Source organism: Kitasatospora sp. NPDC092039, from assembly GCF_044756065.1.
GTDB lineage: Bacteria > Actinomycetota > Actinomycetes > Streptomycetales > Streptomycetaceae > Kitasatospora.
The window spans coordinates 86,028-105,450 of the sequence record NZ_JBIVSD010000012.1 but is presented as its reverse complement, the minus strand read 5'-3'; the positions used below and the strand labels follow the sequence as shown (position 1 = coordinate 105,450).

The following is a 19,423-nucleotide window of genomic DNA, read 5'->3' as shown; positions in this document are numbered from 1 at the left end:
AACCCTGCCCGATCCGCAAGACGACCGGTGGACACCGTGTCGGACGTCCGGCGGCCGGGCCCGGGGGTGGGGTTAACCCCCGGCCGGGAAGATGTATCACCCCCATGGCATCCACCGCCCCCGGTTCGGGAAGCTTGGTCCAGCCGCACGACGAAATAGGGACGGTAGATCCGGATGAAGCCGCTGCACCGCGCCGTGGACGCCATCAAGGAGCAGGACGCTCGGATGGAGCGCCCGCCGCTGTACGGCACGAGGATGTGGCACCAGGCCGGCCGACTGCTGTTCAACCTGCCGCTCGGCATGTTCGGCTTCCTGGTGGCCGTGAGCACGCTGTCGGTCGGCCTGGGCCTGTCGGTCACCGTGATCGGCCTGCCGCTGCTGGCCGGCGGGCTGGCCGCCTCGCGCTCCCTGGGCGCGCTGGGCCGGCAGCGGGCGCGGGTGGCGTACGGCTCCGAGATCGACGAGCCGGAGCCGGTGAAGCCGCGCCGCCCGGGCGTGGTCGGCTACACCATCGCCCAGCTCACCGACCTGCTGAACTGGCGCTCGGCGCTCTACAACGTGCTGATGCTGCCCTGGGGCGTGCTCAGCTTCACGCTGACCCTGGTCTCGGTGATCGTGCTCTGGCCGGTGCTGCCGTGGGTGGTCCGCGGGCTCGCCGCGGTCGACCGCATCCTGATCGAGTCGCTGCTCTTCCCGGGCGCCCTGGCCGAGCGGGTGCGCGAGCTGGAGGACGACCGCGGCACGGTGGTCGACACCGCCGCCGCCGACCTGCGCCGGATCGAGCGCGACCTGCACGACGGGGCGCAGGCCCGGCTGGTCGCGCTGGCGATGGACCTCGGCATGGCCAAGGAGCGGCTGCGCGAGGTGGAGAGCGAGGACGACATGGCGGCCGCCACCAGGATGGTCGACAACGCCCACGGCGAGGTGAAGCTGGCCCTCCAGGAGCTGCGCGACCTGGCCCGCGGCATCCACCCTGCGGTGCTCACCGACCGCGGCCTGGACGCCGCGCTGTCCTCGGTCGCCGCCCGCTGCACCGTGCCCGGCGGGGTCCGGGTGAACGTCGACCTGGCCGGCCCGGACGGGCAGCCCGAGCGCCCTGACTCGGCGGTCGAGGGCATCGCCTACTTCACCGTCAGCGAGCTGCTGACCAACGTCTCCAAGCACGCCGGCGCCCGCTCCGCCTCGGTCGAGGTCTGGCGCTCCGAGGACCAGCTGATGGTGCTGGTCCAGGACGACGGCAAGGGCGGCGCGGCCCCCTACCCGGGCAGCGGGCTGGGCGGACTGGCCGAGCGGATCCGCGCGGTGGACGGGGTCTTCCTGGTGGACAGCCCCGAGGGCGGGCCGACCACCGTCACCGTCGAGCTGCCCTGGCGCACCCGCACCGCCCGCCGCTGACCCGCCCGCGCAGGGCACCGCACCGGCCGGACCGGTGACGGATGGACCGGTGACGGACAGCAGGGCGCCGGGACCTCGTCGAGACCGGGACGAGGTCCCGGCGCCGTTCCGGTACGACACCCGACCCGCTGAACCCTTGCGCGGCGTGCGGCCCGGCGTCCCCGTACCGGGGTCGGAGTGGTGCCGGCTAGGGCGTGTCTGACAATTCGCGTCGGATCAGGGCGCGGCGTTGGGGTGCGTGCATCGCAAGGCGGAAGAGGGAGCCACTGCGGTGGGGGCACCTCCCGGTCGGAGGCTGGGGGCCATTGGCGACCGACGACAACGCGGCGAGGTGCGCTTGTGCCCTGGGGGTACCTCCCGGCCGAAGGCTGGGGGAGCGTCGCGCACCCGGCGGGAATTGTCAGACACGCCCTAGGGCGCCTGCAGTTCGCCGAGGGTGACCTCGGCGGTCTTGGTGGCACCGTCCCGGGTGTAGGTGACGGTGACCTTGCTGCCCGGGGTGAGCGAGGCGAGCGCGGTGGTGAGCGCGTTCAGCGAGTCCACCTGGGTGTCGTCGATCCTGGTGATCACGTCACCGGCCTGGAGCCCCGCCGAGGCGGCCGCGCCGCCCGCGGTGACCGCCACGATGACCGCGCCGGCCGGCTGGAACTGCTGGTTGAAGCTGGTCCGGGCGGTGACGCCGAGCGCGGCCCGGCCGGAGTTGGTGACCTTGCCCTGCTTGATCAGCTGGTCGGCGATGTTGGTGATGGTGCTGGCCGGGATGGCGAAGCCGATGCCGGGGGCGGCCGAGCCGTTGGTCTGCGGCTCGGTCGCGGCGAGCGTGTTGATGCCGATCACCTTGCTGTCCAGGTTCACCAGCGCGCCGCCGCTGTTGCCCGGGTTGATCGCCGCCGAGGTCTGCACCATGTTGCCGATGGTGGCGCCCGGCGAGCCGGGGCCCTGGGGCTCGGTGACGGTCCGCCCGGTGGCCGAGACGATGCCCTGGGTGACGCTGCTGGAGAGCCCCAGCGGGCTGCCCATGGCGAGGGTGATCTGGCCGAGCTGGACCTTGCCCGAGTCGCCGAAGCTGGCCGGCCGCAGCCCGCTCGGCGGCTTGCTCAGCCGGATCACCGCGAGGTCGGAGTCGGGGTAGCTGCCGACCAGCTCGGCGTCCAGCGTGGTGGTGCTGTTGGCGAGGGTCACCGTGAAGGTCTTCGCGGAGCCGATCACGTGGGCGTTGGTGACGATGTCGCCCTTGTCGTCGTAGACGATCCCGGAGCCGAGGCTGTCGCCGGTGGTGATCTGCACCACGGAGGGCAGCACGTTGGCGATCACCGTCTGGTAGGCCTCCTGCAGCTGGGTCGCGCCGTTCGACTGGCCGGGCGCGGCCTGGGTGGCGCCGGGGGCCGAGGGCGAGGTGGTGGCGGCGACGGTGGCCGGGGAGGAGGAGCCGCTGCTGCACCCGGCCAGCGCCAGCGCGGCCGCCGCCGCGACCGCGACCGCCCCCGGCAGCCGCCCGTACGGCGCCCCCGGCCGGGTCCGCCGCGGGCCGGCGGGCAGGGTGCGGGTGTGTTCCTTGCGACGGCTCACCTGGCTGCCTCCGGTTCGTCACCACGCCGAGCGGGCGCGGGCATGAGTACACGGAAATCGTTGTCAGCTTTCCACCGTTTTGTCCGCTTCGCGGCCCCGACTCGCCCGAACGTGACGATCGAATCCGAACGCCTAGGATCGGCATATGACTTGGTTGATCACCGGCGGTGCCGGATACATCGGCGGACATGTCGTCCGACAGCTGCTCGACGCCGGGGAGCGCGTCGCCGTCCTGGACGACCTCAGCACCGGCGACGCCTCCCGGCTGCCGGCCGGCGTCCCCCTGATCGAGGGCTCCACCCTGGACCGCGCCGTCCTGGACGCCGCGATCCGCGAGCACGGCGTCGAGGGCGTCCTGCACTTCGCCGCCAAGAAGCAGGTCGGCGAGTCCGTCGAGCAGCCCTTCCTGTACTACCGCGAGAACGTGATCGGCCTCCAGACCGTCCTGGAGGCCGCCGCCGAGGGCGGGGTGAAGCGCTTCCTCTTCTCCTCCTCCGCCGCGGTCTACGGCATGCCGGACGTCGACCTGGTCACCGAGTCCACGCCCTGCGACCCGATGAGCCCGTACGGCGAGACCAAGCTGGCCGGCGAGTGGCTGGTCGCCGCGGTCGGCAAGGCCTACGGCATGTCCACCGTGGCCCTGCGCTACTTCAACGTGGCCGGCGCCGCCTCCCCCGAGCTCTCCGACGCCGGGGTGTTCAACCTGATCCCGATGGTCTTCGAGCGGCTCACCGCCGGCCAGGCGCCGCGGATCTTCGGCGACGACTACCCGACCCCGGACGGCACTTGCGTCCGTGACTTCATCCACGTCTCCGACATCGCCTCGGCGCACGTGGCGGCCGCCAAGCGGATGGCCGCCGACCCGGCCGGCGCGACCTCCCTGGTGCTGAACATCGGCCGCGGCGAGGGCGTCAGCGTCAAGGAGATGCTGGAGGTGATCGGCAAGGTCACCGGCTACGACACCACCGCCGAGGTGACCCCGCGCCGGGCCGGCGACCCGGCCCGGGTGGTGGCCTCCGCCGACCTGATCCACCGCGAGCTGGACTGGACCGCCCGGCACGACGTGACGGAGATGGTCTCCTCCGCGTGGGACGGCTGGTGCAGCCGCCACCCCGGGGCCCGCAGGGCCTGATCCGACGGCGCCGGCCCGGCGGTGTCCGCCCCGCGGTTCAGCGGGCGGGCACCGCCGTGCCGTAGAAGGCGTCCAGCGCGTACACGCAGCGGTCCTTGGAGCCGACGAAGACCCGGCCGCCGACCGCCACCGGCGAGCCGGTGAGCTCACCCTTGGTGCCGAGCTCCCAGCGCAGCTGACCGCTCGCCAGGTCCAGGGTGTGCAGCGAGTGGTCCCGGCTGCCCAGGTGGACCAGGCCGTCGGCGACCGCCGGGGAGCCGACGATCTCGCCGCGGGCGGTGTAGCGCCAGCGCTCCCGGCCGGTGGCCGCCTCGAAGGCGTACAGCACCTCGCCGTTGCCGACCAGCACCATGCCGTCCGAGACCACAACCGGGTCGGCGCCCTGGCGGCGGCCGGTGACCCCGCGCCAGCGGTCCAGTCCGGTGGCCGCGTCCAGCGCGTAGACCGTGCCCAGGTAGTCCGCCACGTAGACCGCGTCGGCGTCCAGGGCGGGCGGGGTGAACAGCACGACCGGGGCCTCGAAGCGCCAGCGCTCGGCCCCGCTGGCCGCGTCCAGCGCGTACACCCGGGTGCCGGCCGACACGTACAGCACGCCGCCGCGCTCGACCGGGTGCGAGGGCACGTCCTCGCCGACCGGGAACGACCAGCGCAGGCCCGCGCCGCGCGGGTCGACGCAGCGCAGCCGCCCGCCGCCGTAGTAGTAGGCGGCGCCGCCCACCAGGACCGGGCCGGACTGCGGGTTCTCGTAGTCCTGCTGGGCGTCGTCGGCGCGCCACAGCTCGGCGCCGTTGGCGGCCGAGCGGAGCTGGACGCCGCCGCCCCTGATGCCGCAGCAGAGCACGCCGTCGGCGGCGGAGAGCGAGTAGACCCAGCCGTCCAGCGAGGTGCGCCAGCGCTCGGTGCCGTCCGCGGAGTCGACGGTGTACAGGTGCGGGCCGTCCGCGGCGTGCACCCGGCCGGCGTCCACCGCGAGCGCCCAGGCGACGTCCCGGGTCTTGTAGCGGCGCTCGCCGGAGCCGATGTCCAGCGCGTGCACCTCGAAGCTGGAGACGAAGAGCGTGCCGTCGGCGACCACCGGGGTGCCCCAGACGTCGTTGGACATCCGGAACCGCCAGGGGCGCCAGCGGGCGGCCGGGACCGGCGGTGGCGGCGGGGTGGGGGCCGCCCGGCGGACCCAGTCGGTCGCGGCCGGGGCGGTGCTCGGACCGGGCTGCTCGTGCTCGGCCCGCGGCCCCGGGCCTATCCGCACCGAGGCACCGGACAGCTGCACCTCGACGGCGCCGCCGCCGGTCGGCGCGCGGTGCCTGTTCGGGGCGGCGAGCTTCGCGGTCGGGATCTCGGTGTCGGAGCCGTGGCCCGGCAGCGGCGCGGCGTGCACCGGACCGGCCGGCGGCTGCGCGTGCCGCCCGCCCGGGTTGGTGCGCGGGTCGGCCGGCCCGAGGTGCTGCGACGGGACGTGCGAGGGCGGCGCCTGCGGGTGCGGGGGCGGCTGCGGCGGCTGGGCCGGGCCGGCCGGCGGGCGCGACGGCGGGGCGGCCGGCCGGCGGCCCCGCTTGCGCTCGATCAGCTCCAGCGCGTTGGCCGGCAGCCAGTCCCCGGCCTCGCCGGAGGCGTCGTCCCGGGAGAAGAGGTGCGGGGCCAGCTCGGTCTGGATCTGCGCCGGGGTGGGCCGGCGCTCGGGGGCCTGCTGCATGCAGGCGCGCACCAGGTCCATCAGCTCGGGCGCCATGCCGGTCAGGTCCGGCTCCTCGCGCAGCAGCTGGAACACCGTCTCGACCGGGTTGGAGCCCCGGTAGGGCGGGTGCCCGGTGGCGCAGAAGACCATCAGCGAGCCCAGCGAGAAGACGTCGCTGGCGCCCCGGACGGTCCGGCTGTCCCTGGCCTGCTCGGGGGACATGTAGGCGGGGGTGCCGACCGCGACGTTGGTCATGGTGAGCCGGGTGCTGGACACCCCGGCCGCGATGCCGAAGTCGATCACCTTCGGGCCGTCCTCGACCACCAGGACGTTGGAGGGCTTCAGGTCGCGGTGGATCAGCCCGGCCGCGTGGATGGACTGGAGGGCCTCCGCGATGCCGGCGACCAGCCAGCGGGTGGCCTCCACCGGCAGCGGGCCGCACTCCTCGACCAGATCCTCCAGCGAGGGCGCCGGGATGTACGCGGTGGCCAGCCAGGGCACCCGGGCGTCCGCGTCCGCGTCCACCACGGCCGCCGTGTAGAAGCCGCCGACCGTCTTGGCCGCCGCGATCTCCCGGGCGAAGCGGACCCGGAACAGCTCGTCCTCGGCCAGCTCACCCCGCACGGTCTTGATGGCCACCCGTCGACCCGACGCGGAACGCGCCAGGTAGACCAGCCCCATCCCACCCGCGCCGAGCCGCCCCAGCACCTCGAAGGGCCCGATCCGCCTCGGATCGTGCGCCGTCAGCTGGTCCACTCCGCTGCCACCTCCCCGTTGTCCGCACCCGCCGCGTGGTGCCGGACCCGATTCTCCAATGCCGCCCCGCGCATATCCAACCTCCCCCACCCGCCGGAACGCGCCGTCCGGGCCCGGACGGCACCCCGGACGGCCCTCTGACCAGCGCGGACGGAACGGCTGGATCCTGACGCCCGCTCCGGAGGCGGCTTGCGCGCGGAGCCCCGGACCGTCCACCGCCGAACCGTCACGCTCTGTCACCCGATCACCCCTCAGCGGACTCGCCGTCACGCTGTGAGGTCAAAGGCACACGGGGGGGCTTCAACAGGGGCTTCGAAGCCCGGTGAATATCCGTCCGAAGTGGTTCATGCCGCTATACCAACCCCCGTGCGGAGTAATAGTCGCATCACCGAATCGCGCCAAGATCGTGCCACGGTAAGCTGACGGCATGACAGGACAAGTTCGCACCGTCGACGGTCGCGTCGCCGGGCGACGCGGACAGGAGACGCGGCAGAAGCTGCTCGATTGCCTCCGCGAGATGCTCAGCACGTCGCCCTATCGGGACGTCAAGGTCATCGACGTCGCCCGTATGGCGGGTACCTCCCCCGCGACCTTCTACCAGTACTTCCCGGATGTCGAGGGCGCCGTCCTCGAAATCGCCGAGGAAATGGCCAAGGACGCCGACCAGCTCAAAGAGCTGGTGGCCGGAAAGTCCTGGGCAGGGAAGTCCGGACCGACCACTTCGGAAGAACTGGTCGACGGATTCCTCGCCTTCTGGCGCAAGAACGACGCCATTCTCCGAGTGGTCACGCTCGGTGCCGCCGAAGGGGACAAGCGGTTCTTCAAGATCCGCATGACGGTCCTCAACGCGGTCGCCAAGCCGCTCGCGGAGGCCGTCAAGGAACTCCAGTCGAAGGGTCAGGCCGACAAGACGCTCGACGCGAACGCCGTGGCCGGGGCCCTGGTCTCGCTGCTCGCCTCGGCGGCCGAGCACCAGAAGGCCTTCACCTCCTGGGGCGTCAAGGTCAAGGACCTCAAGCCCAACCTCGCTCCCCTGGTGTACCTGGGCGTCACCGGCAAGAAGGCGCCCAAGTAGGACCGTCCTCCGACCCACCATCCGCTCCGCGCGCAGCCCCGGCCTCCTGTCCGGGGACCGACGGACGGCGGCCGTGTCCTCGGGGGAGGTCCGCCGACGTACCGCTCGCGCGCCAGACATGCCGGTGGGCGGGCACCCGCGACAGGGTGCCCGCCCACCGGCATGTTCGCGTCCGGACGGCGTGCGGTGCCCTCGGGCGGCCGTGCGGTGCCCTCGGCAAAGCCCCGGGGCGCCGTTTGGGCGGCCCCGGGGCGCCGTCGGGTCAGGGGCTGCCGTCGGGTCAGGGGCAGCGCACGACCTGGCCGGCGTAGGCCAGGCCGCCGCCGAAGCCGAAGAGCAGGACCGGGTCGCCGGGCGAGAGCTCGCCGCGCTCGACCAGCTTGGAGAAGGCCAGCGGGATGGAGGCGGCCGAGGTGTTGCCGGAGTGCACCACGTCCCGGGCCACCACCGCGTCCTCGCCGAGGCCCAGCTTCCGGGCGATCGCGTCGATGATCCGCAGGTTGGCCTGGTGCGGGACGAAGCCCTTCAGCTCGGCCGGGTCGATCCCGGCCCGCTCGCAGGCCTGACGGGCCAGCGGGGCGAGCTGGGTGGTGGCCCAGCGGAAGACCGACTGGCCCTGCTGGCTGATCACCGGGTCCCATCCGGTGATCACCACGGCGTCGCCCTTCTCCGGCTCGGAGCCCCAGACCACCGGCCCGATGCCGGGCTCGGCGCCGTCCTCCTGGGCCTCGACCACCGCGGCGCCCGCGCCGTCGCCGAAGATCACGCAGGTGGAGCGGTCGGTCCAGTCGAGCGTGTCGGACATCCGCTCGGCGCCGATCACCAGGGCGCGGCGGGCCGAGCCGGCCCGGATCGCGTGGTCGGCGGTGGCCAGGGCGTACGAGAAGCCCGAGCAGACCGTGTTGATGTCGTACGCGGCGGGCGAGCGCACGCCCAGCCGGGCGGCCACGGCGGCGGCGGTGTTGGGGCTGCGCTCGATCGCGGTGCAGGTGGCGACCACGACGAGGTCGATCTCCGCGGCGTCCCGTCCGCTGTTGGCGAGCGCCTTCTGCGCGGCCTCGGTGGCGAGGTCGACCAGGCTCTCGTCCTCGGCGATGTGCCGGGTGCGGATGCCCACGCGGGAGCGGATCCACTCGTCGTCGGTGTCGACGAGTGCCGCCAGGTCGTCGTTGGTGAGGACCTTGGGGGGCTGGTAGTGGCCGAGTGCCACAATGCGCGAACCGCTCATACTGCCATGGAACCGGGTTACCCGCTGGTCAGCATGGTATGACCGGTGACAGGATCCGCCCCCTCGTTCTGTAGGAGGTGGACAAGGCCCCTTGCGGGGCCCGGGTCCGCGTACGCCGAGGTCAGGCGGCCAGTGCGGCCGCGTCGCCCATCACGATGACCGGGTGGGCCGCCGGGTCCAGGGTGCGGATCAGCTGGGCCATCTTGTCCTCGGGGATCGACACGCAGCCGTGGGTCGGGCCGTCGTGGTCCACGTGGAGCCAGATGCCGCCGCCCTTCTTGGAGCCCATCGGGCGGCGCGGGTCGAGCGGGGAGTTGCCGGCGACGCGGTTGTAGTTGATCGCGACCACGTAGTCGAAGGAGCCGGCCAGCTGGTCGCCGAAGAAGCCCGTGCCGGAGACCACGAAGCTCGGGTCCTTGTCGTACGGGAGCCTGCTGCCCGGGTCCGCCTTGCGGCCGCCCGCGTCGGTGAGCTCGAACACCCCGATCGGGCTGCGCAGGTCGCCCTCGTTGTGGTCGGTGGTCCAGCCGTTCTTGCCGTTGTGGCCCTGCCAGGTCTCGCCGGCCAGCCAGCGTCCCTCGGGGGTGCGGGTCCAGAGGGTGACGCTGTTCTTGTCGGTGTTCTCGTCCTGGCCGGAGGCGACCACGACCTGGGTGGTCGCGGCGGGGATCTTCGCGGTGAAGGCCGCGCCGAGGCCGGGTATCGCGGCGACCGAGCCGTCCGGGCGGGTCTGGCTGCGGTCGGCGGCCGGGACCGCGGCCTGCCGGTCGGCGGCGGCCTGGGCGGCCGCCGGGTCCGGAGCGGGCTGGTCGGGCTTGCTGACGCCCTCCGGGCCGGGGCCGTCGGCGGTGGTGATGCCGGGCTTGGCGCCGTCCTGGCCGACGGCGTACCAGCCGGCGGTGGCGGCGACCAGCAGCGCGGTGCCGGCCATCACGGCCTTGCCGTGACGTTTCTGCTTGGCCTTGCGCCGCCGTCCCCGGGCCGCCGTCCGGGCGCCCGCGACCGGTGCGGTGGGCGCCGCGGCGAGCACGACGGGCTCGGGCTCGTAGCCGGCTCCGGGAAGGGGCTCGTGGCCGGCTCCGGGGAAGGGCTCGTGAGCGGCTCCGGGGAACGGCTCGTGCACGGGCCTGGCTTCGTAGACCGAGGCGGGCTCGTAGCCGGCTTCGGCCCCGTACCGGGCCGGCTCGGCGCCGTACCCGACCGGCTCGGCCCCGTACGGCTGGAACGGCTGGTCGTACGCCGCGTAGTACCCGTCAGGAGCCTGCTCGTACGGCTGGTACCGGTCGTACGGGTGGTCCTGCCGGACCGGCTGCTGGTACGGCTGGAAGCCCTCGTACCGCTGCTGCGGCATCAGGTCGACCGGCTCCTGCGTCGGCTGGTGCGGCGGGTACGCGGTGGCGCGATCAGAACCGGACATGCTGTCGATCCTGCCAAACGCCCTACCCGTTGGTAAACCCGGGCCTCGTGCGGAGGCCGTGAAGACAACCGCCGCCCGGGCCGCGGGGCGGCCGGGGCGGCGGGGGGCTTCGCAGGTCAGAGGCGCATCGCCTGCGGGGACTCACGGCGCATCGGGTCCGGCCCGTCGTACTCGCGGATGACCTCGTAGCGGGTGTTGCGCTCCACCGGGCGGAAGCCGGCGTCGCGGATCAGCCCGAGCAGGTCATCGCGGCCGAGCTTGTTCGGGGTGCCGAAGTTGTCCGCGTCATGGGTGATCTTGTACTCGACCACCGAGCCGTCCATGTCGTCCGCGCCGTGGCTGAGCGCCAGCTGGGCGGTGGCGACGCCGTGCATCACCCAGAAGACCTTGACGTGCGGGACGTTGTCGAAGAGCAGCCGGGAGACCGCGAAGGTCTTCAGCGCCTCGGCGCCGGTGGCCATCTCGGTACGGGCCATCAGCTTGTTGCGCACGACGCCGTCCTTGGAGTCGTGGAAGTCGTGCTGGTAGCGCAGCGGGATGAAGACCTGGAAACCGCCGGTCTCGTCCTGGAGCTCGCGCAGCCGCAGCACGTGGTCCACCCGGTGGCGGGGCTCCTCGATGTGGCCGTACAGCATGGTGGCCGGCGTCTTGAGGCCCTTGCTGTGCGCGAGGCGGTGGATCCGCGACCAATCCTCCCAGTGGGTGTCGTGGTCGACGATGTGCTGGCGGACCTCCCAGTCGAAGATCTCCGCGCCGCCGCCGGTCAGCGACTCCAGGCCGGCGTCGATCAGCTCGTCCATGATCTCGTCGGCGGACAGGCCGCTGATCTTCTCGAACCAGTGGATCTCGGTGGCGGTGAAGGCCTTCAGCGAGACGTTCGGCAGAGCGGCCTTCAGCTCCCGCAGCGAGCGCGGGTAGTAGCGCCACGGCAGGGTCGGGTGCAGGCCGTTGACGATGTGCAGCTCGGTGAGGGACTCGACCTCCATCGCCTTGGCGAGGCGGACGGCCTCCTCGATGCGCATCGTGTACGCGTCCTTCTCGCCCGGCTTGCGCTGGAACGAGCAGTACGCGCAGGACGCGTTGCACACGTTGGTCATGTTGAGGTGGCGGTTGACGTTGAAGTGGACGACGTCGCCGTTCTTCCGCGTCCGCACGTGGTGGGCCAGCCCGCCCAGCCAGGCCAGGTCGTCGCTCTCGTAGAGCGCGATCCCGTCCTCGCGGGTCAGCCGCTCACCCGCGTAGACCTTCGCCTCCAGCTCGCGCTTGAGCCCTGCGTCCATGCGGTGCCCCGCCTCCTCCGACTTCGATTCCTTGCCGGAACGAGCGTACGCCTATGCCGAGAGCAGCTCGGCGAGCAGTGTCGGGTCGATGTTGCCACCGCTGACCACGGCCGCCACCGCCTGGCCGCCGGTTTCGGCGGCGCGGTGGAAGTAGGCGGCCGGGGCGACCGCCCCGGAGGGCTCGGCGACGAGGCGTCCGCGGCGGGCCAGCACGGCCACGGTGGCACGGATCTCGTCCTCGGTGACGGTGACGATGTCGTCCACGTAGGCGGTGACGTGCTCGAACGGCAGCACGCCGAGCGAGGGGGTGCGCAGTCCGTCCGCGATGGTCCGGTAGGTGTCGGCGACCGGCCACTCGACCCGGCGGCCGGCCCGCAGGCTGGCGCGGGCGTCGGCGGCCAGCTCGGGTTCCACGCCGATCACCCGGATGCCCGGGCGGGTGAGCTTGAGCGCGGCCGCCGTCCCGCCGATCAGGCCGCCGCCGCTGACCGGCACCAGGACGGTGTCCAGCTCGGCCGGGGCATCCTCGGCGATCTCCAGCCCGACCGTGCCCTGGCCCGCGATGATGAACGGGTCGTCGTACGGGGGCACCCAGACGTAGCCGTGCTTCTCGGCCAGCTCGGCGGGCAGGGCGTCCCGCTCCGCCGGGGCGACCAGGATCACCTCGGCGCCGAACGAGCGGGTGGCCTCCACCTTCACCGCGGGCGAGGTGTCCGGCATCACGATCACGGCCTTGATGCCGAGCGTGCGGGCCGCGTACGCCACCGCCTGCGCGTGGTTGCCGCTGGACTGGGCGACCACGCCGCGGGAGCGCTCCTCCTCGGTGAGCGCGGCCAGCCGGTTGTAGGCGCCGCGGGTCTTGAAGGCCCCGGTCGGCTGGAGGTTCTCGGGCTTCAGCCAGAGCCGCCGCTCCCCCTCGGCCGCCCAGGGGGCGGGAACGAGCGGGGTGCGCACGGCGACCCCCGCGATCCGCTGCCGAGCCGCGCGCAGCTCCTCCAGACCGACCAGTGCCATACGTCACTCTCCTACAGGAGGAAGTTCACTCACCCGGTTCTCCCACTTGGTGGAGAGTACGACGGTGGTGCGGGTCCGGGCCACGCCTTTCGTGCCCGAGATCCGCTTGACCACCGACTCCAGGCCGGCCACGTCGGCCACCCGCACCTTCAGCATGTAGGAGTCGTCGCCGGCGATGAACCAGCAGTCCTCCACCTCGTTGAGGTCCTTCAGCCGGAACGCGACGTCCTCGTGGTCCGCCGCGTCGGTGAGCTGAAGGCCGATCAGGGCCGTGACGCCGAAGCCGAGCGACGCCGGGTTGACCGTCGCCCGGTAGCCGGTGATGACCCCGGCCTGCTCCAGGCGGTTGATCCGGTCCGTGACGCTCGGGCCGGAGAGCCCGACCAGGCGGCCCAACTCGGCGTAGGACGCGCGGCCGTTCTCCCGGAGCGCCTGGATGAGCTGTCTGTCCACCGTGTCCATATACCGTCCGCGTCCTTCCGAACCTCACCAGACCCACAGATCATTATCCGGATTCAAAGGCGCTGTGCGCCGACCGACCCGGATATCGCAGAGAAGATACTCTCCCGCCCCCGGTCCGCTTACTCCCCCTCAGGCCGCGGGCCCCCGCCGGCCGCCGGCTTGCGGGCGGCCGCCCCCAACTCCCCTTCCCAGCGCAGGTACAGGGAATGCGGCACGTCGACGGCGTCCAGCACCCGTCCGGCCACGAAATCCACGAGTTCGCGCACGGTGGAGCCGCCGGCGTAGAAACCGGGTGAAGCGGGCAGAACGACCGCCCCCTGTGCGTCGAGCTCCACCAAGTGCTTCAACGTCACCCCGTTGAGTGGTGTCTCGCGCACGCAGACGACGAGCGGACGGCGCTCCTTGAGGGTGACGCTGGCCACGCGCTGCAGCAGGTCCTTGCTCAGGCCGAGCGCGATCCCGGCCACCGCGCCGGTGGTCGCGGGCACCACGAGCATGCCCTTGGCCGGGTAGGAGCCGCTGGACGGGCCGGCCGCGAAGTCCCCGGCGGGCCAGTAGCGGACGTCGTCCAGGCCTTCGTCGCTCCCGAGCCAGGCGGCGAGGTCGGCGCGCCAGTGGGCGTCCCGGAAGGAGATGCCGGTCTCGTCCAGGATGGTGAGCCGGGCGGCGCGGCTGACGATCAGGTCCACCGCCTCGCCTGCGGCCAGCAGCGCACGGATCACCGAGGCCGCGTACGGCGTCCCCGACGCACCCGAGACCCCGACCACCCACGGCTGACGCTTCGCAGTTCCCATGGGGCAATTCTGTCCCGGCCGCACCAGCGCGTTCGGCCCGGGCGGGCCGGGAGGGGCCCGGAAGCGCCCGGCCCCTGGGAGGATGGGCGCATGGCAGCGACCCTCGTCGACCTCACCCATCAGGTGACCACCGCGATGCCGGTCTACCCCGGCGACCCGGCCGTCCTGCTGGAGCCCGCGCTCACCACGGCCACCGCCGGGGTGAACGTGCTGGCCCTGCACCTGGGCTCGCAGTCCGGGACACACGTGGACGCGCCCTACCACGTGGACGTCACCTGGCCGACCCTGGACGGGCTGCCGCTGGAGCGGTTCACCGGCCCCGCCGTGGTCGCCGACCTGCGCGGGCTGGAGCCCCGGACGGCCGTCACCCCCGAACTGCTGGCGCCCGCGCTGGAACGGGCCGCCGAGGGCACCGTGCTGCTGCTGGCCACCGGCTGGGCCCGGCACTGGGGCACCGACGCGTACCTCGCCCACCCCAGCCTGACCCCGGCCGCCGCCGAGGCGATCGTCGCCGCCGGGGTGCGGACGGTGGGGGTGGACGCGCTCAGCGTCGACCCGACCCCGGACCCGGGCCCGGGCGACCCGGCGGTGGCCGCCCTGCTCGCCGACCTCACCGACGAGCACGACCCGGACACCGCCGACGAGCCGTCGCTCGCCGCCCACCGGGTGCTGCTGGGGGCCTCCGGCGGCGGGGTGATCGCCGAGAACCTGACCGACCTCCGGCCGCTGCTGGCCGCGCAGGAGGCCGGTCTGCCGGTGGAGGTCTCGCTGTTCCCGGTGCGGCTGGTCGCGGCGGACGGCGCCCCGGTGCGGGCGGTGGCCCGGCTGGGCTGAGGCCCCCGGAGACTTGGTCTAGACCATCCCCCGTCAACGCCAGTACGCTTTCCGGCCATGGCAGAGATCATCGGAGTGATCGAGCGACTCTGGCGCTACCCCGTGAAATCCACCGGCGGCGAGCGGCTCGACTCCGTCGAGGTGGACGAGCGCGGCCTGGCCGGCGACCGCCTCTACGCCGTCCGCGACGCGGCCGGGCGGCTCGGCTCGGGCAAGAGCACCCGCCGCTTCCGCCGGATGGACGGCCTGCTCCGCCTCTCCGCCCGGCTCGGCCACCGGATCGACGGGCCCGAGCTGGTCGACCCGCTCGGCCGCCCGGTCGACCGGCCGAACGCCTTCCTGCGCGCCTACCTCCAGCGCGCGGACGTCGAACTCGCCCGCGAGGACGCCGTGTCGCACTTCGACCAGCTGCCGGTCAGCGTGCTCAGCACCGCCACCCTGGACTGGGTCCGCGAGGCCGTCCCCTTCGCCGTGATCGACGAGCGCCGGTTCCGCCCCAACATCGTGCTGCGCACCCCGCCGGGCACCCCGCCGTTCGTCGAGGACGCCTGGCTCGGCCGCCGGGCGTCCGGCGAGGCCCCCGGCAGCGCCGGGCTCTCCTTCGTCGCCTCCAGCGAGCGCTGCGCGATGACCGGCGCCGCGCAGCCCGGGCTGCCGCACGCGCCCGAGATCCTCAAGGCCGTGGTGTACGCCCACGACGGCCGGCTCGACGCCCTCGCCGAGGTCGCCGCCCCGGGCCGGCTGCGGGTCGGCGACCGGCTGGTCCTGGACTGAGCACCCTCCCGCGAGCGGCTGACCGCTCGTCACTTCGCCTGCGCTGCCGAGGGCTTGACCGGCCCGCGGGTTCCGCTCCCGGCGGCTGCCGACCAGGGGGAAGAAGGGCCCGGCCGGGTGCCGGTCACGGCCCTCCTCAGGGGGTGTCGACGTCGCGCCCGGACTCCGCCGCCTCCGCCGCGGGGAGGGCCACCGCCCGCAGATAGGCGTCGACGAAGATCTCGACGGCCTCGTCCATCGGGGGCATCCCGGCGCCGCCCGGAACGGACTCCAGCACCGGCCGCATCAGGACGTGGTTGAGCAGCGGACCGAGCAGCAGCTGGGCCAGCACCGGGGTGGGCAGCGGCCGCAGCCGGCCGGCCCGCACGTGCGGCCGCAGCAGCCGGTCGAGGCTGTCGAGCACCCGCGGCAGGGTGCCGGCCATCACCCTGGCGGCGGGGCCGTCCGGGCGGCCGAAGAGGTCGGCGAAGACGGCGGGGACGATCCGCGGCTCGTGCGCGAAGGCCGCCAGGAAGGCGGCGTGCAGCGCCCGGACGGTGTCCTCCAGGCGCGCCGGCGGGTCGGCCGCGAGGGCCTCCAGGCCGGGCAGCGCGGAGCCGGTGCTCAGCGGCCGCCGGGTCGGCCCGCCGCGGCGGCTGGTGCTGCTGGCCCGCTTCGCGCCCGGCTTCCGGCAGCTGGTCTCCCGCCTGATCGCCCTGGGCCCGCTCCCCGAGCACGCCCCGGCGTTCGCCCGCCGCGACGCCTGAGCCGCCACGGCCCGTACGCCGCTCCCCGCTTCCCGCTCCCCCCGGACCGTCCGTTCGGGCGGGCGGCCCGCGGGGAACGACGGTTGGCATGACGATCCCTCACCGCTCGACCGGCACCGGCGACCACCGCGTCCTGGTCCTGCACGACTGGTTCGGCACCAGCGCGGGCTGGGGCCCGTTCCTCGACTACCTCGACGGCGACGCCTTCAGCTACGCCTTCCTCGACTACCGCGGCTACGGGCAGCGCAAGGACGTCCCCGGCGCGTACACGCTCGCCGAGATCGCGTCCGACGCGCTCGCCCTGGCCGACCAGCTCGGCTGGGACCGCTTCTCCCTCGTCGGCCACTCGATGGGCGGCAAGGCGGCCCAGCAGGTGCTCGCCGAGGCGCCGCTGCGGGTGCGCAAGCTGGTCGGCCTGGCACCGGTGCCGGCCGGGGCGTTCCCGCTGGACGCGGCCGGGGAGGCGCTGTTCTACGGCGCCGCCGAGGACCGGGAGAAGCGCCTCGCCATCCTGGACCTGGTCACCGGCCGACGGGCCGGCCGGGTCTGGCTCGACCGCATGGTCGACCAGTCACTGCGGCTGTCCACCCCCGAGGCCTTCGGCGGCTACGTCCGCGACTGGGCGACGGCCGACCTGGAGCGCCGGATCAGCGGCAACCCGGTGCCGGTCAAGGTGATCGTCGGCGAGCACGACCTCGCCCTCACCGCCGAGGTGATGCGCGGCACCTTCCTCAGCCACTACCCCCACGCCGAACTGGAGGAGCTCGGCGGCAGCGGGCACTTCCCGATGTACGAGGCCCCGGTGGCCCTGGCGGTGTCATTGGAGGGCTTCCTGCACAACTGAGGGCAGGCCGACCGGCCGGGGTTCCGGGCGGGGGCGGGCGTCAGATCCCGAGCCCGCGGACGACCAGGTCCACCAGGGCGAAGAAGAACAGCGAGATCCCCACGAAGCTGTTGGTCTGGAAGAACGCCCGGTTGAGCTTCGACAGGTCGTTCGGCTTCACGATGGTGTGCTCGTACACGAACGCGCCCGCGACGACCACCAGGCCGATCCAGAACGCCGGTCCGGCGTCCGTGCGGAGTGCGAACCAGCCCAGCAGGAGCGTCGTCAGGAGGTGGCAGACCCGCGCGCCCCGGACGGCCGCCGGTACGCCGTAGCGCGCGGGCACCGAACGCACGCCGTTCTCGCGGTCGGACTCGACGTCCTGGCAGGCGTAGATCAGGTCGAAGCCGCCGATCCAGATGCCGACCGCGACGCCCAGCACGACCGCGTCCCAGGACCACGTGCCCGTCACCGCGAGCCAGGCGCCGACCGGCCCCATCGCCTGGGCCAGGCCCAGGATCGCCTGCGGGAAGTCGGTGAACCGCTTGCCGTACGGGTAGACCACCATCGGCACCACGGCGACCGGCGCGAGCGCCAGGCAAAGCGGGTTGAGCATCGCCGCCGCGCCGAGGAAGACCACCAGGGCGACGGCCGAGCCGACGTACGCGGTCTTCAACGACACCGCGCCGGTGACCAGTTCGCGGGTGGCGGTGCGCGGGTTCCGGGCGTCGATCTCGCGGTCGATGATCCGGTTGGCCGCCATCGCGAAGGTGCGCAGCCCGACCATGCAGACGGTGACGACGAACAGCTCGCCCCAGTGCACCCGCCGGTCGGCGAGGAACATCGCCGTCAGCGCGGCGATGTACGCGAAGGGCAGGGCGAAGACCGAGTGCTCGATCATCACCAGGCGCAGGAAGGCCTTCGTGCGCCCGGGGGTCTCGACGGCAGCCGTGCTCACAGTCCGTACTCCTTCCAGCGGCGCGAGACCAGGGCGGCCGTCGCCGGGTCCGAGGACACCATCTCCGGCCAGCCGCCGTCCCGGGTGTAGCCCTCCTCGGGCAGCTTGCGGGTCGCGTCGATGCCGGCCTTGCCGCCCCAGAACTGCTGGTACGAGGCGTGGTCCAGGTGGTCCACCGGGCCTTCGACCACGGTGAGGTCGCGGCTGTAGTCGACGTTGCCGAAGGCGCGCCAGGCGACTTCCTGGTAGTCGTGCACGTCGCAGTCGGAGTCCACCACGATGATCAGCTTGGTCAGCGACATCATGTGCGCGCCCCAGATCGCGTGCATCGTCTTCTGGGCGTGCTTGGGGTACTTCTTGTCGATCGAGACGATCACGCAGTTGTGGAAGCCACCGGCCTCGGGCAGGTCGTAGTCGACGATGTCCGGGATGATGATCTTCAGCAGCGGCAGGAAGAACCGCTCGGTGAACTTGCCGAGCGGGCCGTCCTCCGTCGGCGGGCGGCCGACCACGATGGACTGGAGGATCGGGCGGCGGCGCATCGTCACGCAGTCGATCTTCAGCGCCGGGAACGGCTCCTGCGGGGTGTAGAAGCCGGTGTGGTCGCCGAACGGGCCCTCGGGCAGCATCTCGCCGGGCTCCAGCCAGCCCTCCAGCACGACCTCCGCGTCGGCCGGGACCTGCAGCGGCACGGTCTTGCAGTCGACCATCCGGACCCGCTCCCCGGCGACGAAGCCGGCGAAGAGGTACTCGTCGATGTCCCCGGGCAGCGGCGCGGTGGCCGCGTAGGTGACGGCCGGCGGGCAGCCGAAGGCGATCGCGACCGGGAGGCGCTCGCCGCGCCTGGCCGCCACCGCGTAGTGGTTGCGGCTGTCCTTGTGGATCTGCCAGTGCATGCCGATGGTGCGGCGGTCGTGCCGCTGGAGGCGGTAGAGGCCCAGGTTGCGGATGCCGGTGTCCGGGTCCTTGGTGTGGGTCAGTCCCAGGTTGAAGAACGAGCCGCCGTCCAGCGGCCAGGTGAAGAGGGCGGGCAGCGCGTCCAGATCGACGTCGTCACCGGTGAGCACGACCTCCTGCACCGGGGCGTCGCCGGACTTCACGTGCCGGGGCGGGACGTGCGCCATCGAGGCGAGCTTGCCGAAGGCGTCCCGGAAGCCGGTGAAGCCCTGCGGCAGCTCCGGCTTGAGCAGGCCGGCGATCTTCTCGGAGATGTCCTCCGGGCCCTTGAGGCCCAGCGACTTGGCCAGCCGCCGTTCGGTGCCGAAGACGTTCATGGCCAGCGGCATCGACGAGCCCTTGACGTTCTCGAAGAGCAGCGCCGGGCCCTTGGCCTTCTGCACCCGGTCGACGATCTCGCCGATCTCCAGGTGCGGGTCCACCTCCGCCTTGATGCGCTTGAGGTCGCCCTCGCGGTCGAGGGCGCGGAGAAACGAGCGGAGATCGTCGTATGCCATGCCTGTCAGTATCCGCCACCCGATAGCCTGGCCGGGT

The 19,423-nt window shown here is 73.1% G+C and carries 17 protein-coding genes; 6 read left to right on the top strand and 11 right to left on the bottom strand.

What is annotated here, in order from left to right; translation table 11 throughout:
• Positions 1 to 225 precede the first annotated feature (225 nt).
• Positions 226 to 1,395, top strand: coding sequence for a sensor histidine kinase (locus ACIQI7_RS23465; protein ID WP_401113248.1), 1,170 nt, complete (start codon positions 226 to 228; stop codon positions 1,393 to 1,395).
• Between the two features lie 411 nt (positions 1,396 to 1,806).
• On the opposite strand, the gene ACIQI7_RS23460 is transcribed toward ACIQI7_RS23465, so the two are convergent.
• The gene (locus ACIQI7_RS23460) at positions 1,807 to 2,934 is read right to left on the bottom strand and encodes a S1C family serine protease (RefSeq protein ID WP_401113246.1); all 1,128 of its coding nucleotides are present in this window, start codon (positions 2,932 to 2,934) and stop codon (positions 1,807 to 1,809) included.
• Positions 2,935 to 3,109: 175 nt separating this feature from the next.
• On the opposite strand from ACIQI7_RS23460, the gene galE reads away from it, so the two are divergent.
• Complete coding sequence (galE, locus tag ACIQI7_RS23455; RefSeq protein WP_401113040.1) at positions 3,110 to 4,096, top strand: UDP-glucose 4-epimerase GalE; 987 nt, start codon at positions 3,110 to 3,112, stop codon at positions 4,094 to 4,096.
• A gap of 37 nt (positions 4,097 to 4,133) precedes the next feature.
• Here the strand turns inward: galE and ACIQI7_RS23450 are convergent, their stop codons facing one another.
• Complete coding sequence (locus tag ACIQI7_RS23450; protein WP_401113039.1) at positions 4,134 to 6,527, bottom strand: PQQ-binding-like beta-propeller repeat protein; 2,394 nt, start codon at positions 6,525 to 6,527, stop codon at positions 4,134 to 4,136.
• 427 nt (positions 6,528 to 6,954) lie between these two features.
• On the opposite strand from ACIQI7_RS23450, the gene ACIQI7_RS23445 reads away from it, so the two are divergent.
• Positions 6,955 to 7,602, top strand: a complete 648-nt coding sequence (locus tag ACIQI7_RS23445; RefSeq protein ID WP_401113037.1) for a TetR family transcriptional regulator — start codon at positions 6,955 to 6,957, stop codon at positions 7,600 to 7,602.
• A 280-nt stretch (positions 7,603 to 7,882) separates the two neighbouring features.
• On the opposite strand, the gene ACIQI7_RS23440 is transcribed toward ACIQI7_RS23445, so the two are convergent.
• From ACIQI7_RS23440 to ACIQI7_RS23415, 6 genes are all read right to left on the bottom strand, one after another.
• On the bottom strand, positions 7,883 to 8,830 hold the full coding sequence (locus tag ACIQI7_RS23440; RefSeq protein WP_387753075.1) for a beta-ketoacyl-ACP synthase III: 948 nt from the start codon (positions 8,828 to 8,830) through the stop codon (positions 7,883 to 7,885).
• A gap of 121 nt (positions 8,831 to 8,951) precedes the next feature.
• Entirely contained in the window at positions 8,952 to 10,247 is a 1,296-nt protein-coding gene (locus ACIQI7_RS23435) for a L,D-transpeptidase family protein (RefSeq protein WP_401113034.1), read from the bottom strand.
• A gap of 116 nt (positions 10,248 to 10,363) precedes the next feature.
• Positions 10,364 to 11,527, bottom strand: a complete 1,164-nt coding sequence (gene mqnE, locus ACIQI7_RS23430; RefSeq protein WP_359902873.1) for an aminofutalosine synthase MqnE — start codon at positions 11,525 to 11,527, stop codon at positions 10,364 to 10,366.
• A 51-nt stretch (positions 11,528 to 11,578) separates the two neighbouring features.
• Positions 11,579 to 12,541, bottom strand: a complete 963-nt coding sequence (locus ACIQI7_RS23425) for a threonine/serine dehydratase (protein ID WP_387753067.1) — start codon at positions 12,539 to 12,541, stop codon at positions 11,579 to 11,581.
• A 3-nt stretch (positions 12,542 to 12,544) separates the two neighbouring features.
• Positions 12,545 to 13,003 carry an Lrp/AsnC family transcriptional regulator gene (locus tag ACIQI7_RS23420; protein WP_030055719.1) on the bottom strand — a complete coding sequence of 153 codons (459 nt, stop codon included), beginning with the start codon at positions 13,001 to 13,003 and terminating at the stop codon, positions 12,545 to 12,547.
• A 119-nt stretch (positions 13,004 to 13,122) separates the two neighbouring features.
• The gene (locus tag ACIQI7_RS23415; RefSeq protein ID WP_401113031.1) at positions 13,123 to 13,797 is read right to left on the bottom strand and encodes a UbiX family flavin prenyltransferase; all 675 of its coding nucleotides are present in this window, start codon (positions 13,795 to 13,797) and stop codon (positions 13,123 to 13,125) included.
• A 90-nt stretch (positions 13,798 to 13,887) separates the two neighbouring features.
• Between ACIQI7_RS23415 and ACIQI7_RS23410 the strand changes: the two genes are divergently transcribed.
• Together ACIQI7_RS23410 and ACIQI7_RS23405 are read left to right on the top strand one after the other, a co-directional pair.
• Positions 13,888 to 14,631 (top strand): cyclase family protein, encoded by a 744-nt coding sequence (locus ACIQI7_RS23410; RefSeq protein ID WP_401113029.1) that lies wholly within the window; start codon positions 13,888 to 13,890, stop codon positions 14,629 to 14,631.
• A gap of 57 nt (positions 14,632 to 14,688) precedes the next feature.
• Positions 14,689 to 15,405 carry an MOSC domain-containing protein gene (locus ACIQI7_RS23405; protein WP_401113028.1) on the top strand — a complete coding sequence of 239 codons (717 nt, stop codon included), beginning with the start codon at positions 14,689 to 14,691 and terminating at the stop codon, positions 15,403 to 15,405.
• A gap of 136 nt (positions 15,406 to 15,541) precedes the next feature.
• Here ACIQI7_RS23405 and ACIQI7_RS23400 read toward each other — a convergent pair whose 3' ends face one another.
• On the bottom strand, positions 15,542 to 16,159 hold the full coding sequence (locus ACIQI7_RS23400) for a hypothetical protein (protein ID WP_401113026.1): 618 nt from the start codon (positions 16,157 to 16,159) through the stop codon (positions 15,542 to 15,544).
• A gap of 80 nt (positions 16,160 to 16,239) precedes the next feature.
• Between ACIQI7_RS23400 and ACIQI7_RS23395 the strand changes: the two genes are divergently transcribed.
• On the top strand, positions 16,240 to 16,995 hold the full coding sequence (locus ACIQI7_RS23395) for an alpha/beta fold hydrolase (protein ID WP_401113025.1): 756 nt from the start codon (positions 16,240 to 16,242) through the stop codon (positions 16,993 to 16,995).
• Between the two features lie 40 nt (positions 16,996 to 17,035).
• Here ACIQI7_RS23395 and mqnP read toward each other — a convergent pair whose 3' ends face one another.
• Entirely contained in the window at positions 17,036 to 17,932 is an 897-nt protein-coding gene (mqnP, locus tag ACIQI7_RS23390; RefSeq protein ID WP_387753048.1) for a menaquinone biosynthesis prenyltransferase MqnP, read from the bottom strand.
• Positions 17,929 to 19,386, bottom strand: coding sequence for a menaquinone biosynthesis decarboxylase (locus tag ACIQI7_RS23385; RefSeq protein WP_387753045.1), 1,458 nt, complete (start codon positions 19,384 to 19,386; stop codon positions 17,929 to 17,931). The genes mqnP and ACIQI7_RS23385 overlap by 4 nt, the downstream gene beginning before the upstream one ends.
• Positions 19,387 to 19,423: the final 37 nt, after the last annotated feature.

Excerpts from the sequence above, each read along its gene's own strand:
- ACIQI7_RS23395 (WP_401113025.1), top strand. The coding sequence starts at position 16,240 with ATGACGATCCCTCACCGCTCGACCGGCACCGGCGACCACCGCGTCCTG.
- ACIQI7_RS23385 (WP_387753045.1), bottom strand. The coding sequence starts at position 19,386 with ATGGCATACGACGATCTCCGCTCGTTTCTCCGCGCCCTCGACCGCGAG.
- ACIQI7_RS23415 (WP_401113031.1), bottom strand. The coding sequence starts at position 13,797 with ATGGGAACTGCGAAGCGTCAGCCGTGGGTGGTCGGGGTCTCGGGTGCG.
- mqnE (WP_359902873.1), bottom strand. The coding sequence starts at position 11,527 with ATGGACGCAGGGCTCAAGCGCGAGCTGGAGGCGAAGGTCTACGCGGGT.
- galE (WP_401113040.1), top strand. The coding sequence starts at position 3,110 with ATGACTTGGTTGATCACCGGCGGTGCCGGATACATCGGCGGACATGTC.
- ACIQI7_RS23435 (WP_401113034.1), bottom strand. The coding sequence starts at position 10,247 with ATGTCCGGTTCTGATCGCGCCACCGCGTACCCGCCGCACCAGCCGACG.
- ACIQI7_RS23420 (WP_030055719.1), bottom strand. The coding sequence starts at position 13,003 with ATGGACACGGTGGACAGACAGCTCATCCAGGCGCTCCGGGAGAACGGC.
- ACIQI7_RS23405 (WP_401113028.1), top strand. The coding sequence starts at position 14,689 with ATGGCAGAGATCATCGGAGTGATCGAGCGACTCTGGCGCTACCCCGTG.
- ACIQI7_RS23445 (WP_401113037.1), top strand. The coding sequence starts at position 6,955 with ATGACAGGACAAGTTCGCACCGTCGACGGTCGCGTCGCCGGGCGACGC.
- ACIQI7_RS23440 (WP_387753075.1), bottom strand. The coding sequence starts at position 8,830 with ATGAGCGGTTCGCGCATTGTGGCACTCGGCCACTACCAGCCCCCCAAG.
- ACIQI7_RS23425 (WP_387753067.1), bottom strand. The coding sequence starts at position 12,541 with ATGGCACTGGTCGGTCTGGAGGAGCTGCGCGCGGCTCGGCAGCGGATC.
- ACIQI7_RS23465 (WP_401113248.1), top strand. The coding sequence starts at position 226 with ATGGAGCGCCCGCCGCTGTACGGCACGAGGATGTGGCACCAGGCCGGC.
- ACIQI7_RS23410 (WP_401113029.1), top strand. The coding sequence starts at position 13,888 with ATGGCAGCGACCCTCGTCGACCTCACCCATCAGGTGACCACCGCGATG.